The organism is Nostoc sp. 'Peltigera membranacea cyanobiont' 210A, assembly GCF_002246015.1.
GTDB lineage: Bacteria > Cyanobacteriota > Cyanobacteriia > Cyanobacteriales > Nostocaceae > Nostoc.
Genome location: NZ_NOLJ01000005.1, coordinates 13,820 through 28,284 on the forward strand (window position 1 = coordinate 13,820; position 14,465 = coordinate 28,284).

Here is a 14,465-nt window from a genome sequence, read left to right on the forward strand (position 1 = left end):
TAATTACGAATTACGAATTAGAAATTACGAATTAACTTGCTAGTGCTTCCTGAATGGCATTGTTGTAAATAACGCGGCCAGGAGTTGTGTATATATACTGTGAAAGTACATTTCCCTTAACGTCTTGTCTGACTCGACGGAACTTATAGAGTAATGTGCGGGTACCATCCTCGTTTTCCGTCACTTTCACGGGTTCTGTATCCGGTTGGTCTGATTCTATTTCGCCGTCAAACCTTACGTAAATATAGGCGTGCAAGTCAATTTGGTCTTGCTGGAAAGCCATAATTACATCCTCTAGCGAAGAAAAGTAATTTCCTGCCCCTTTTGTCGCACCGGGATTTTCTGCTGTTAAATAATAGGCTCCCAACACCATATCTTGGCTAGGCGTGATGATTGGTTTACCTGTGGCTGGTGACAAAATATTGTTAGAAGCCAACATCAACAACCGCGCTTCAGCCTGACTTTCTAACGACAGAGGGACGTGTACCGCCATTTGGTCGCCGTCAAAGTCGGCGTTAAACGCTGGACACACCAGAGGATGCAGCTGAATCGCTCTACCTTCTACCAAAATTGGTTCAAAAGACTGAATACCCAAGCGGTGCAATGTTGGTGCCCGGTTTAGCATCACAGGGTGTCCTTCAATTACCTCTTCTAGCACATCCCAAACACTGGGATCATTGCGGGATATCAGTTTTTTCGCAGCTTTGATGTTATTTACCATACCGCTACGAATCAGGCGGTTAATCACAAATGGTTGAAATAGCTCAATTGCCATTTCTCTAGGCAAACCGCACTGGTGAATTTTCAGCTTTGGCCCGACCACAATTACCGAACGTCCAGAGTAGTCAACCCGTTTACCTAACAAGTTTTGTCGGAAACGTCCTTGCTTACCCTCAATAATGTCGGACAAAGATTTCAGGGGTCGGTTATTTGCCCCTACCACAGTGCGTCCCCGACGACCATTGTCAATCAAAGCATCCACTGCTTCTTGCAGCATCCGCTTTTCGTTTCGCACGATAATCTCTGGTGCCAAAATTTCTTGCAAGCGTGCCAAACGATTGTTGCGGTTAATTACCCGCCGATATAAATCATTCAAATCGCTCGTGGCAAACCGTCCGCCATCTAGCTGCACCATTGGGCGCAAGTCTGGGGGAATCACGGGAATGACTGCCATTACCATCCACTCCGGTTTGGAACCAGTGGCGATAAAGTTGTCAATCACCCGCAGTCGCTTAATTAGCTTGGCTCTCTTTTGTCCCTTGGCGTTGCCAATTTCTTCGCGTAGGCTTTCGGCTTCTTGTTCCAAATTGATATCGGCAAGCAAACGCAACAGCGCTTCAGCCCCAATACCTACCTCTACGCCTTGCAGCACAGAATCTTCGCTATAAATTTGGTCTTCTATTTCCAACCACTGGTCTTCACTCAGTAGCTGTTTGTAAGTTAAAGTTTCGGCATTACCTGCACTCAGGACAACATAAGAGTTGAAATAGACAATCTGCTCGACATCCCGCAAGGGCATATCCAACAGGATGGAAATATAGCTAGGAATGCCTTTGAGATACCAAACGTGAGCTACTGGTGCAGCGAGTTTAATATAGCCCATGCGGTGGCGACGCACCCGTGACTCGGTGACTTCTACCCCACAGCGCTCACAGACAATACCTCTATGACGAACTCTTTTATACTTACCACAATGGCATTCCCAATCTTTCGCTGGGCCAAAGATGCGCTCACAAAATAAGCCATCCATTTCTGGCTTGAGAGTTCGGTAATTAATCGTTTCTGGCTTGGTAACTTCACCGACTACTTGACCATTAGGCAATGTTCTTTCGCCCCACTGCCGAATGCGTTCGGGGGAAGCCAAGCCGATTTTTACGTAATCAAACTGATTAGTTTGGGCAGGTCTCATACTTAATTCGTAATTCGTAATTCGTAATTCGTAATTAACAATTTCTAATTCGTAATTAACAATTTCTAATTCGTAATTCGTAATTAATTCTTCAATTACGAATTACGAATTATCAATTACGAATTATTCGTCGTCTTCCAGCGATTCGCGGGAAAGAGATTCATAAGTTGGTCGAGGAGGTGTGCGACGGGCTGATTGGTCTGCCATCAAATCGACTTCCACATCTAGGGAACTGCCGTCTGCTTGGGTTTCTACCTTGTGTACGGCAATATCTAACCCTAATGATTGCAACTCGCGCATTAGCACCTTAAAGGATTCTGGCGTTCCAGGTCTAGGAATTGCCTTACCTTTAACGATCGCATTTAACGCTTCATTCCGTCCTTGCATATCGTCAGATTTAACTGTCAGCAATTCCTGTAAGGTGTAAGCTGCACCAAAGGCTTCCAATGCCCACACTTCCATTTCTCCAAACCGTTGACCACCTTGTTGTGCTTTACCACCCAAGGGTTGCTGAGTCACCAGCGAGTATGGGCCTGTGGAACGGGCGTGGATCTTATCATCCACCAAATGCACCAGCTTCAGCATATAAGCCACACCGATGGTAATTGCTCGGTCAAAGGGTTCGCCTGTACGACCGTCATACACCATGATTTTGCCTGGATTATCTGGGTTATATACCCAGTCTTTCCCTGTTTCGTCACGTGCTTCTTGCAATTTGCCATGCACGATTCGGCGAGATGTCTCTTCACCGTACATTTCATCAAAGGGAGTAATCTTAAATCGGACTCCCAAGGTTTGACCAGCCCAACCCAAGAGGCATTCAAATACTTGTCCGACGTTCATCCGGCTGGGTACACCCAAGGGGTTAAGTACAATGTCCACTGGGGAACCATCGGGCAAATAAGGCATATCTTCCGCCGGTAATATCCGAGAAATAATCCCTTTATTACCGTGCCGTCCTGCCATTTTGTCGCCAACTTGGATTTTGCGTTTTTGGGCAACGTACACCCGGACTACCATATTGGCTCCTGGTGGCAGTTCATCGCCTTGTTCACGAGTAAACAAGCGCACATCAACTACGCGACCTTTTTCACCGTTGGGGACTCGCAGGGAATTGTCCCGCACATCCCGCGCTTTTTCACCGAAAATCGCCCGTAATAGTTTTTCTTCTGGTGGTTGGTCAGATTCACCTTTGGGTGTTACCTTACCCACCAAGATATCTCCAGCTTCTACCCATGCCCCTATACGAATGATTCCTTGTTCATCCAACTGACGCAATGCATCTTCCCCGACGTTGGGAATTTCTCTGGTAATTTCTTCTGGTCCCAGTTTCGTTTGCCTAGCTTCAATTTCATATTTTTCAATGTGAATTGAGGTGTAGACATCATCCTGCACCAGTCTTTCAGAGATTAAAATTGCGTCTTCGTAGTTGTAGCCTTCCCAAGGCATATAGGCAACGACGATATTTTGTCCTAGCGCCAATTCACCGCCTTCGGTGGAGGAACCATCAGCCAATACCTGACCAGCAACAACCCGTTCACCAATGCGGACAAGAGGTTTCTGATTTAAGCAGGTGTCTTGGTTTGAGCGTTGGTACTTGGAAAGGGTGTATCTAATTTCGGAGGTGTTGGGTTTAGGACGGACGCGAATTTCTGTAGCATCCACATAAGTAACATCGCCATCGGTACGCGATACAACCACCATCCCGGAGTCTCTTGCTCCTTGCGCTTCCAAACCAGTACCCACTAGAGGACGCTCTGGCTTAAGCAGGGGTACTGCTTGCCGTTGCATGTTCGACCCCATCAGCGCTCGGTTAGCGTCATCATGCTCCAAGAAGGGAATCATGCTGGTTGCTACCGACACAATCTGTACGGGAGATACTGCTACGTAGTCCACCTGTTCTGGTGTTGTGGTGGAAAATTCTTGGCGATAACGGACTGGTACTAGTGGCCCAATGATGTGCCCAGTTTCATCTACAGGAATATCCCCAGGAGCAACCCGTAGATCGTCTTCTTCATCGGCTGTCATGTAGGCTGGTGGCAAGTCAAATCTGACTCGTCCATTTTCCACAGGTCTAAATGGCGTTTCTAAGAATCCGTACAGGTTAACTCGCGCATGGGTTGCTAAGGAGCCAATCAATCCGGCGTTGGGGCCTTCTGGTGTCTCAATGGGGCAAATACGTCCATAGTGGCTAGGGTGAATATCCCGCACGGCAAAACCGGCGCGTTCGCGGGTTAAACCACCAGGACCAAGGGCGCTCAGACGACGTTTGTGGGTCAGTTCTGCGAGAGGATTGGTTTGATCCATGAACTGACTTAATTGGCTGGAACCAAAGAATTCTTTAATTGCTGCTACCAATGGTTTGGGGTTCACCAAAGAAGCGGGAGTTAGCACTTCAGCATCGGATACGGTCATCCGTTCCCGAATGATTCTCTCTAGACGATTTAAGCCCACCCGCACTTGGTTTTGCAGCAATTCACCGACGCTTCTCACCCGACGGTTGCCTAAGTGGTCAATGTCATCGATGTTACCGATGTCATATTCTAGGTTAATTAGGTAATCTACGGCTGCTAAAATATCGCCAGCAGTCAACACGCGCATTGTGTCTGGGACAGAAAGACGCAATTTTTTGTTGAGCTTATAGCGTCCGACGCGGCCAAGGTCATAACGTTTCGGGTCAAAGAAACGGGAGTCAAGGAGTTGTTGTCCACCTAAGACTGTAGGTGGCTCACCAGGACGCAGTTTCCGATATAACTCCATTAGGGCTTCTTCTTCAGAAAACTGCCCTTCTTTTTCGATGGTTTTTTGGAAATATTCGGGGTGGCGTAAGGCATCAAAGATTTCGTTGTCTGACAAACCTAAAGCTTTTAGGAGTACCTGTGCTGAGAGTTTGCGGGTTTTGTCGATGCGTACCCAGACCAAATCGTTACGGTCTGTTTCAAATTTCAGCCATGCTCCCCGGTTGGGAATTAAGCTAGCCGAATAAGTACGTCGCCCGTTTTTGTCGATTTCTGATTTGTAATAGACCCCTGGCGATCGCACTATTTGGTTGACAATTACCCGCTCCGCTCCGTTAATAATAAACGTGCCGCGATCGGTCATCAAAGGCAAATCCCCAATGAATACCTCTTGCTCTTTGATTTCCCCGGTTTCTTTATTAATTAGACGTGTGGGAACATACATTTGGACAGCATAAGTACTATCCCGCCGCTTGGCTTCTTCGACGCTGTACTTTGGCTCCTTGAGTTTGTAGTTATGACCCAAAAAGTGCAGTTCTAATTTACCCGTATAATCTGTAATAGGACTAAAGGAGTTAAGTTCTTCTATCAGCCCTTCTTCTAAAAACCAGCGAAAGCTTGATCGCTGGATTTCAATCAAGTCGGGTAACAGAAAGGCGGGTTCCATATATGTTTCTTTAGTCATGCCTCTACCTTTGTCAACCTGGTTAAATTTTCCCTTGGACACTGCTGTTTGACGCTTCCCACTGCTAGCCAGTGCCCTTGGCTGTTTGGGAACTTTTTCTTACACACTTGTGATTTACATCTGTCTGTGGGCAAAAGCAGCCATTGAATTTGGCTGGAACGAGCAATTTTCACAAGGAAGAAATTGCCCCTAATAAGGGACTAAGTAATGGCTAATGGGTACTATGAAAGTATGGGAAAAGTTACTGAAAGTCTTTTCCCTTTGCATCTCATGCCCAATGGAGCCATTAACTTCTCCGACAGCAGATGCTGCGCGTAGCTTGCTTAAGAGCAGGGAGAAAAGTCGGCAGAGCCGCCCAACGCCCTGGCTCCCCAATGTCCATTTCAAATAGAATATCCAGTTAAAATATTCCTGAATTTGATTTACTTTCTTCACTTCCCCTCCAAAAAGCGCGTTAATTTGCTGACGCAGCTCCACACAGTGTGTTTTAAATCCACCCCGATGTTTATACTCTCAGTGATATTTTAGATATCCTAAGACTGAGGGAACGATCCGCACCTTGTCGGTTTTGAATCAGAATCAATTCATTTTGCTGGATTGTACTCACAAGGCAATTTTTGTTTAACGATTTTGAATAGGTTCAATACAAAGTAAACCGACGTTGTGCAAAAGTCTAGCTCAATTCAGGTTGGCACAGTTAGTCATGTGTGAAGAGCATCCGCTTGTAGAGATTTTGAGGATGGCCAAGCCATAACAGCATGGAAGATTAAGATCAGAAGTTTTATGCTCCTTCTTTTATCATTATGGCGCAAGCAAAATGTTTTTGAGGGAATAATATTAGCATATTTTTGTCCCCCTATAGATTTATTTTTTTTTACACAACTTAACAAAAGATACTAGAACACATCTGATATTGACAACCCGAATAATTCACAGGCATTTTGGGTGGTTTGATGGGCGATCGCCTCTACCGTTTCCTGACGCAGTTTAGCTACTTGCTCGGCTACATAAAGTACGTAGGCAGGCTCGTTGCGCCTCTCACCCCGTTTTGGAACTGGAGCGAGAAATGGGCAGTCTGTTTCAATCAGGAGGCGATCGCTACTTACCATTGCAGCCGAGGATTGGATTGCTTTGGCATTTTTGAACGTTACCGTACCGCTAAAGCTGATATAGAAGCCTAAATCGAGAAACCATTGAGTTTCTTCAGGTGTTCCTCCCCAGCAATGCATCACACCCCGCACTCTTTCTCCTTTGAGTTGCCGCCATTTTTGCAACACTTCTTTGGTTGCCACGGCAGCATCACGGCAGTGGATAATCACTGGTAAGTTTAGTTCAGATGCGATCGCCAGCTGGGACTCGAACACCATGTACTGTTGCTCATAGTTATCAGCTTTGTAAAAATCCAGCCCCATTTCTCCAATTGCTACCACATTCGAGTCAGAACTCGCTAAAGTTTTGATTTTCTCGGCTGTCTCGCTATTCCATTTCTCAGCATCTAAAGGATGTAATCCTACAGCAAAACTAATTTCGGGAAACTCTTGGGCTATGGATTGAATACTGGAAAACTCCTCCGGGTGAACACAGGAATGCACTAAACGCACTACACCTGCTTCTTGCCACCGCGATCGCACTATTGCTAAATCCGGCTGAAAACTATCAAAGTTGAGATGTACGTGCGTGTCTATCAGTTGCATCTTTTGTCCTACCCTACGGGAAGCCCTTCTCTACGAGAGGCTGCGCCAACGGGTTCAGCAGTCGCTCATGGGGGAAACCCCCAAGACAGCGCTGCTTCACCGCTGGCGCGTCTATGTTGTTTGTCCTTCGTCATTTGTCGTTTGTTTTGTTACCAATGACTAATGACTAAGGACAAATTACCAATGACTACTCAGCTGTTTGTGTGACGGGTTTTAGTCTGTGAGCCAATCTTGATTTTTTCCTTGCCCCATTGTTTGGGTGAAGAACACCTCGTTTGATCGCCTTATCAATTTTGCCGTAAGCCTCGGATAACCGAGCCTGTGCTTCTTGTTTTAATTCTGGGCTAGGATTAGCTGTATAAGCAGCTACAGCATTGAGGTATTTCTTCATCAGCGTCTTGACTGCTGATTTGTAAGATTTATTACGCAGTCGGTTACGTTCTGCGATTTGGGCACGCTTAAGAGCAGACTTTGTATTCGCCACAGTCAATTCCAAAAATACGATTATTAATTATGTACACACACTACTAGACTTACTAATATAGCATCCAAATTGCCAATGTTATAATTTCCTAAAAAAAATATGGAATTAGGTCTTGGGGATGAATGAAGATCAATATTAGTATTATTTCTATATTCTTTACTCGCCAATTCAGTATTTCGTCAATTGAGGAAATGCGTTAAAATAAAGTACATCTTCTAAATAACTGTCACCCTAACTCATCACAACCTGATTAAGCAATGTGATTGCCAATAAATATAATTTGTCCGTAAACCAGATGTATTGTTTAGAGGCAGAAACTGTAAAGAGCTAAATTTCAGGGATTCTCAAGTATAGAACCGATATATCGTGCCTGTACACACATTAACTACTAAAAGTTAGGGAAATTAGGTAAAAATTATACTCAGACCCTACCCCCTGTAAATTCAGGGGACTGGATGTGTAAACACACCATCTACACCCCATAAGAATTGAGGGAAAGGGTGTAAGGGTAGCGGGAAATGGCACACCTGCTTCCTGTCGGTAGCCATTCAAGGCTTGTCGGATTGAGCAATTAAGTCGCCTTCTCAAGCAAACTATACGCTGGTAGCCTTGAGAGTATCAAAAAAATCCAGGTTAAGCTAGAGAAGAGAATTAGAGTCAGCTTGCACACCCTAGTGGGTCAAGAGCAATACTAAATCTCAGGTGGCAATATTATAATTTTGGCATTGTCCTTACTCCATGCTGCGAATTATTACTCAGCAGGCAGACGTTAGAGCAGAACTACAACGGATCTGCGATCGCACCCATGACGAACAGGTACTTCACAAAGAAGCAACGGTGCGGGAAATTTTGCAAGCAGTGAAGCGCCAAGGCGACAAAGCTGTATTGCATTACACGGACGAATTTGACAAACAAACCCTGAAAGCAGAAGAACTCCGAGTTACAGGCTCGGAACTGGATGCAGCCTATCAACAGGTATCAAAAGAGTTGTTGAGTGCAGTTCGGCTAGCTTGCCGCCAAATTGAAGCGTTTCATCGTCAGCGAGTACCAAAAAGCTGGGTACACTTTGGTGACGATGAAGTAGTACTGGGCAAACGCTACACCCCTGTAGACCGAGCAGGGTTGTATGTGCCTGGTGGCCGTGCCGCCTATCCCAGTACAGTGCTAATGAATGCAATTCCGGCTCATGTTGCTGCTGTACCGCACGTGGTGATGGTAACACCACCAGGACCAGGGGGTGCTATTAACCCAGCAGTCTTGGTAGCTGCCCAAGAAGCAGGGGTGCAAGAAATTTATCGCATTGGGGGCGCACAAGCGATCGCCGCTTTAGCTTATGGCACAGAAACAATTCCGAAAGTGAATGTGATTACTGGCCCTGGTAACATTTATGTCACCCTAGCGAAAAAACTTGTCTACGGAACCGTCGGTATTGATTCTTTGGCAGGCCCCAGCGAAGTGCTGGTGATTGCCGATGAAACAGCAAATCCGGTGCATGTCGCTGCTGACTTGCTGGCCCAAGCCGAACACGATCCAATGGCGGCAGCAATTTTGTTGACGACTGATGCTGCTTTGGCGAAAAACGTGCAATTAGCCTTGGAAAGACAGCTAGTAGATCATCCACGGCGAATAGACACAGAAAAAGCGATCGCTCACTACGGTTTAATTATCGTTGTGGAATCGCTCGAAGCAGCAGCAGAACTCTCGAATGAATTTGCCCCCGAACATCTGGAATTAGAAATCAAAGACCCTTGGGCACTCCTACCACAGATTCGTCATGCTGGGGCAATTTTTTTGGGTTACTCAACACCAGAAGCTGTAGGAGACTATTTGGCAGGTCCTAATCATACTTTGCCAACTTCTGGTGCTGCCCGCTATGCCTCAGCATTGGGTGTTGAAACTTTCCTTAAACACTCTAGTATTATTCAATACTCCCAAACCGCACTGCAAAATGTGGCTGGTGCTATTGATGTGCTAGCAACAGCAGAAGGTTTACCTTCCCATGCTGATTCAGTCCGACGCCGAATTCAGCAAGAAGAGTGATTTGGAATGCTTAATTTTTTCTGATAAGCCAGTGCTGAGTAAAAATCCCAGTCTCTAGAACATTTTCATGCGTGGCTGTGAAACTCGTTTCATCGAGACTGGCTTGAGTCACGCTTTAAGCGTCCACAAGTCGGGCATTGCCAATAGACAGTAGTTTATAGGATAGGCTTTTCCTCTCCTATAAACTTATGAAAAGCTTCTCCAGAAAAGTTGCTATAACCCGTTCTTATTAAAGTGTCGTAAAGCTCACTGACCTATGGCGTGGCTTTAAATCTATAAACTAAGTTGTCAGATAAAAAATTAGTTTAGTGTCACTGCCGACTAATTTTGCTAGATACTTATGTATGTAAGGGGTCTACTCTTTAGGAGACGAGAGCAGTGCTAAATAGTGTTTTGGTAGCTCTGGACGGTTCGGATATTTCAGAACGAGTAATTCAAGCTTTAGATAATTTGGTGTTTTCAAAAGACGCCAAGGTTATTCTCTGTCATGTGTTTCTCACACCAGAGTCAGAAATGGAACTACCTGCTGATCGCCCTCAGCCAGAGTCCCCAACGTTTTCTTATTTTCATATTGAAAAACAACTGCAATTATATCAGGAAAACTTATCAGTCAGAAGTGAGTTAGAGTTAGTAACTGGCGATCCCGCTGAAGAGATTATTCGTCTTGCCAATATTTATAAAACTGACTTGATTATAATTGGCAGTCGGGGGTTGATGGGGATGAAACGAATTGTTCAGGGTTCTGTTAGCAGTCAAGTTGTAGAAGAGGCTAATTGTTCAGTGTTGGTCGTAAAACCAAGGTAAAGATTTGCAATGGGAACCAATGGCTATAACCAGCCCAAGACTAAATTTCCATAAGTCTAGAAAGTGGTCAACATTGTGCATTAGGGTTTAAGAATTTTAACCCATCCAATTCTGTGTTCTCTGCGTCTGGAGTGGTTAGATAAATTACTTTTAAACCGCAGAGGCACAGAGGAGGACACTTGCGTGAGTGGGTTTCCCTACTTGAGCAAAGTGTCCGTGGCGCAGAGAGAAAAAGAGATTTTTCGAGTTACCTTGAAAGGGCTAGCCATAGAGACAAGGAAAATCCCCTTTCTACTTCAGTCCATTCAACGTTCTTGAGTTGCTAAAAACTGACGCAAGCTCAACAAGCTGAGTGTTTGACCCAAATTCAAGGGCAAAATTGAAATTCCTTCCAAGCGGGACTGTACCCAACCTTCTCCCCAGTACCATTCGTGGAACCCATCAATGCCTCCGCTGAGTACTAAGCGGAGACAATTGGATTTGACAACGTTTACTTGATGATGAATCGCGACTGGCCCAGTCCAGGTTGTAAACTGGAATCCAGGAAGCAGTTCTTCTGGCATACCTGGGGCAAAACGTTGCCCTAAAAGCCATTTTTTTAGTTGCACGGGATGCAGAAGACTGTCACGAATTGCATCTGTTGATGCTTCGATTTCGATCCGCAGTTGGCTTTGTTGAAAATTACCCAGCATTTTTCTCGGATTACCTAAAGATAAGACATCGCTATTTCTAATATTGCAAATACAATCACTGATTATGACTAGGTGACTTTTCTCGCAGCAGAGAACTTAGAATAGAAAAAGTGAACTTGTTAAGAAATGTAAGGTTATTCATGGCGGATCAGTTAATTCGTGCAACAGCAGCCGAAGGTGGAATTCGTGCCGTAGGTGCGATCGCCACACGTTTAACAGAAGAAGCACGGCAGCGTCACAAGCTTTCTTATGTGGCAACGGCAGCACTGGGTCGGACTATGACGGCGGGTTTGTTAATGGCTTCTAGTATGAAGCGAACTGGATCGAGGGTGAATGTTCGGGTGAAGGGCGATGGGCCTTTGGGTGGCATATTAGTAGATGCAGGCTTAGATGGTACGGTACGCGGATATGTTGGGAATCCATCTGTAGAATTGCCTCCCAATGCCAAGGGGAAATTAGATGTTGGTGGTGCTGTGGGTGGCGGCTACCTCTACGTTGTGCGGGATATAGGTTATGGTTATCCTTACTCTAGTACGGTAGAACTAGTTTCTGGCGAAATTGGTGATGATGTCGCTCATTATCTCGTGAATTCCGAACAAACACCTTCGGCTTTAGTTTTAGGTGTGTTTGTGGGAGCAACCGGAGTAACTGCTGCGGGTGGATTACTGATACAAATATTACCCAAAGCCGCCAGAGACGAAGCCTTAGTAGAAACGTTGGAATCACGGGTTGCTGGTCTAGCAGGATTTACGCCGTTATTACAAGCTGGGAAGACCTTACCTGAAATCTTTGGTGACTTATTGGGAGATATGGGGTTGGAAATCTTTTCCGAACGCCAAATGTTGCGCTTCCACTGTGGTTGCTCTTTCGATCGCGTTTTGGGGGCACTGAAGATTTTGGGAGAAGCTGAACTGCAAGATATGATTCTTAAAGATGATGGTGCTGAAGCAACTTGCGACTTTTGCGGCAACGTCTACCAGGCAAGTAGCGATCAGTTAGCTCAACTAATTTCCGATTTGCAAGCCGAATCTGCTGTTTGAGGATACAGTATAAAATAGCACTGATTTTTGAGATTGATAATGGTACTCTGGGGAGAGAGATAATCAAAAAAGTAGCTTTTTAATGATGAGAAAGTTACTATGTCAACAATGGAATTATCAATCTAAAACAGAGCGCTATTCAATTATTTTGGTGTGAGAGATGACAGAGCGGGATATTCCAGACAGTTGGTCTTCAGCCAGTGGAAGAGAGCCAGATCAAAACAAAAGATTATCCCGAACAGAACAATTCGGTGAAACTCAGCCATTTGATGTCCCAGCTACTGGTTCTAACTCCAAGTCAGTGAAGCGGCGAAAAAAAAACCATACGAAAGGATCATCTATAAATAGTCATTCACAAGAAACTGCCCAACTCAGTAGTACTTCTAGGAAATGGCCACGCTGGATGAAAAGCTGGACATTGTGGCTAGTACTACTAATGTTGATTCCCGGCAGTGTAGGATTCTTGGCAATGGCAATGCTGCTAAAGTTGCCAACTGCTCCTAATTGCCCATCGATTTTCTGGCCGCTAGCTAGTGCTTCTGTGCGGCTACATTGCGCTCAGTTAGCGGCTTCTAAGCAAACAGTGAACGACCTATTGCAAGCGATCGCTCTGGTGAAGCAACTACCACAAAATCACCCGTTGCATGGAGAAATCGATCGTTTCATCGAAGAATGGTCGCGGGATATTTTGAAGCTAGCCGATCAAAGTTTCCAAACCGGAAGTTTAGAGGAAGCGATCGCTACTGCTCGTAAGATACCCGAAGATGTAGCAGCTTATAAATTAGTCGATGAACAAGTTGACAAATGGCAGTCAATTTGGTCGAAGGCTGAAGCCACATACAACGGTGCGATCGCCGAAGTAAAGGAACGGCGCTGGCAATCGGCGTTCATGTTATCCGCTAAAATGCTGCGCGTAGACAATCAATATTGGGCGGGTACTAAATACGACCAATTGAATCGTCTAATTGCCACAGCACGGGAAGATGGCGATAAGTTAGGAAAAGCCGAAAGTTTAGCAAACAGCAAAGTAGTCGATAATATCCTAGAAGCGATCAAGTTAGCCGAGTCCATTGGGCAGGAAAGTTACCTTTACCAAAAAGCTCAGGAAGCGGTTCCGGCATTTGGACGCAAAATGCTGGAATTGGCACAGGCAAAACTAGATAAAAAGGATGCGGATGAAGCGCTGAATATTGCTAGGCAAATACCGGAAAGTACGAAATTACAAGGCGAAACTGATGACTTTATTGCCATAGCTGACGCCAAAAGGAGTGCTTGGATCGGTAATGTTTCTGGTTTAGAGGCAGCGATCGCTCAAGCACAACAAATCGATCCTTCTAGACCAGTGTATAACGAAGCACAGCAACTAATTGCTCGTTGGCAGTTGGAAATTGAAGATGTTGCCCATTTGGAAAAAGCAAGAATATTGGCTAGCCAGGGGACAGTCCCGAATTTAACAGCAGCGATCGCCCAAGTACAGCTTATTCCTGCTAGTAACCCTAGAGGCGTAGAAGCAAGGCAAGAGATAGGTCGCTGGAATGCCCAAGTGGAGACAATTGAAGACCAACCTTACTTAGACCGTGCCGAACAGATAGCAATATTCGAGGATATTAACTCCTTGCAAGCTGCGATCGCTCAAGCCAGCGAAATTCGTAGAGGTCGCGCATTATATCCAGAAGCACGGAAAAAAATTCGTACTTGGGTAGGAAAGATTGAGCGAATTCAAGACCAACCTTACTTAGATCAAGCACAAGAACTGGCCCAAAGTGGCAATCTCACCGCCGCCATTAGCACAGCTCAACAAATTGCTTCATCGGGAAGGGCGCTTTCACAAGAAGCACAAACTGCGATAAATGACTGGGAAGGGCAAATCCGCACTAGAGAAAACTGGAAAAAAGCTCAGGAAGTGGGTGCGGCTGGCACTCCAGAAGCCTTGGTTGAGGCAATACGACTGGCGGATCGAGTTTCAAACAATAGCATCTTACGTATGGATGTAAATCAGGCTATTGACCAATGGAGTCAGCAATTGTTAGAAATAGCACGCACTCAAGGTCAGTCTGATATTGCTAGAGGCATTGACATTGCCAAATCGGTTCCACGCGGTAGTGCTGCTTACAGTGCAGCGCAAGAGCAAATTAAGGCTTGGCAAGATTTTCTCAATCCTCAACCTGAACCTCAACCTCAGCCTTCGTCTGTGCCTGAATCTCTACCATTTCCCCGCTCAACTACTATTAATGGTCAGTGATCGTCTATTAGAGCAATTTTCGAGTCAATAGACCACAGTCTGTCTACTCACTAAGCATCTCAAAATCGTCGATAGTGAGCAGTATTACTAATCTTTATCCTCAGTAAGAGGTTGTTTGAAAAGTTGTAAAGTACATA

The 14,465-nt window shown here is 45.3% G+C and carries 9 protein-coding genes; 4 read left to right on the forward strand and 5 right to left on the reverse strand.

Translation table 11 applies throughout. The features are described 5' to 3' along the window. Nucleotides 1–31: 31 nt before the first annotated feature. From CDG76_RS16250 to rpsT, 4 genes are all read right to left on the reverse strand, one after another. A complete protein-coding gene (locus CDG76_RS16250) occupies nt 32–1,909 on the reverse strand; it encodes a DNA-directed RNA polymerase subunit gamma (RefSeq protein WP_094350030.1) in 1,878 nt (625 codons plus the stop codon). Between the two features lie 123 nt (nt 1,910–2,032). Continuing rightward, a complete protein-coding gene (rpoB, locus tag CDG76_RS16255; protein WP_094350031.1) occupies nt 2,033–5,332 on the reverse strand; it encodes a DNA-directed RNA polymerase subunit beta in 3,300 nt (1,099 codons plus the stop codon). A gap of 896 nt (nt 5,333–6,228) precedes the next feature. Beyond that, nucleotides 6,229–7,026, reverse strand: a complete 798-nt coding sequence (locus CDG76_RS16265; protein ID WP_094350033.1) for a TatD family hydrolase — start codon at nt 7,024–7,026, stop codon at nt 6,229–6,231. Nucleotides 7,027–7,213: 187 nt separating this feature from the next. Next, complete coding sequence (gene rpsT, locus CDG76_RS16270; protein WP_094350034.1) at nt 7,214–7,510, reverse strand: 30S ribosomal protein S20; 297 nt, start codon at nt 7,508–7,510, stop codon at nt 7,214–7,216. A 738-nt stretch (nt 7,511–8,248) separates the two neighbouring features. Between rpsT and hisD the strand changes: the two genes are divergently transcribed. Together hisD and CDG76_RS16280 are read left to right on the forward strand one after the other, a co-directional pair. Beyond that, the gene (gene hisD / locus CDG76_RS16275) at nt 8,249–9,550 is read left to right on the forward strand and encodes a histidinol dehydrogenase (protein WP_094350035.1); all 1,302 of its coding nucleotides are present in this window, start codon (nt 8,249–8,251) and stop codon (nt 9,548–9,550) included. Nucleotides 9,551–9,928: 378 nt separating this feature from the next. Continuing rightward, nucleotides 9,929–10,354 (forward strand): universal stress protein, encoded by a 426-nt coding sequence (locus CDG76_RS16280; RefSeq protein WP_094350036.1) that lies wholly within the window; start codon nt 9,929–9,931, stop codon nt 10,352–10,354. Between the two features lie 305 nt (nt 10,355–10,659). Here CDG76_RS16280 and CDG76_RS16285 read toward each other — a convergent pair whose 3' ends face one another. After that, nucleotides 10,660–11,046 carry a hypothetical protein gene (locus tag CDG76_RS16285; protein WP_094350037.1) on the reverse strand — a complete coding sequence of 129 codons (387 nt, stop codon included), beginning with the start codon at nt 11,044–11,046 and terminating at the stop codon, nt 10,660–10,662. Nucleotides 11,047–11,186: 140 nt separating this feature from the next. On the opposite strand from CDG76_RS16285, the gene hslO reads away from it, so the two are divergent. Both hslO and CDG76_RS16295 read left to right on the forward strand, forming a co-directional pair. Further along, nucleotides 11,187–12,086, forward strand: a complete 900-nt coding sequence (hslO, locus tag CDG76_RS16290) for an Hsp33 family molecular chaperone HslO (RefSeq protein ID WP_094350038.1) — start codon at nt 11,187–11,189, stop codon at nt 12,084–12,086. A gap of 160 nt (nt 12,087–12,246) precedes the next feature. After that, entirely contained in the window at nt 12,247–14,328 is a 2,082-nt protein-coding gene (locus CDG76_RS16295; protein WP_094350039.1) for a chromosome segregation ATPase, read from the forward strand. Nucleotides 14,329–14,465 lie beyond the last annotated feature (137 nt).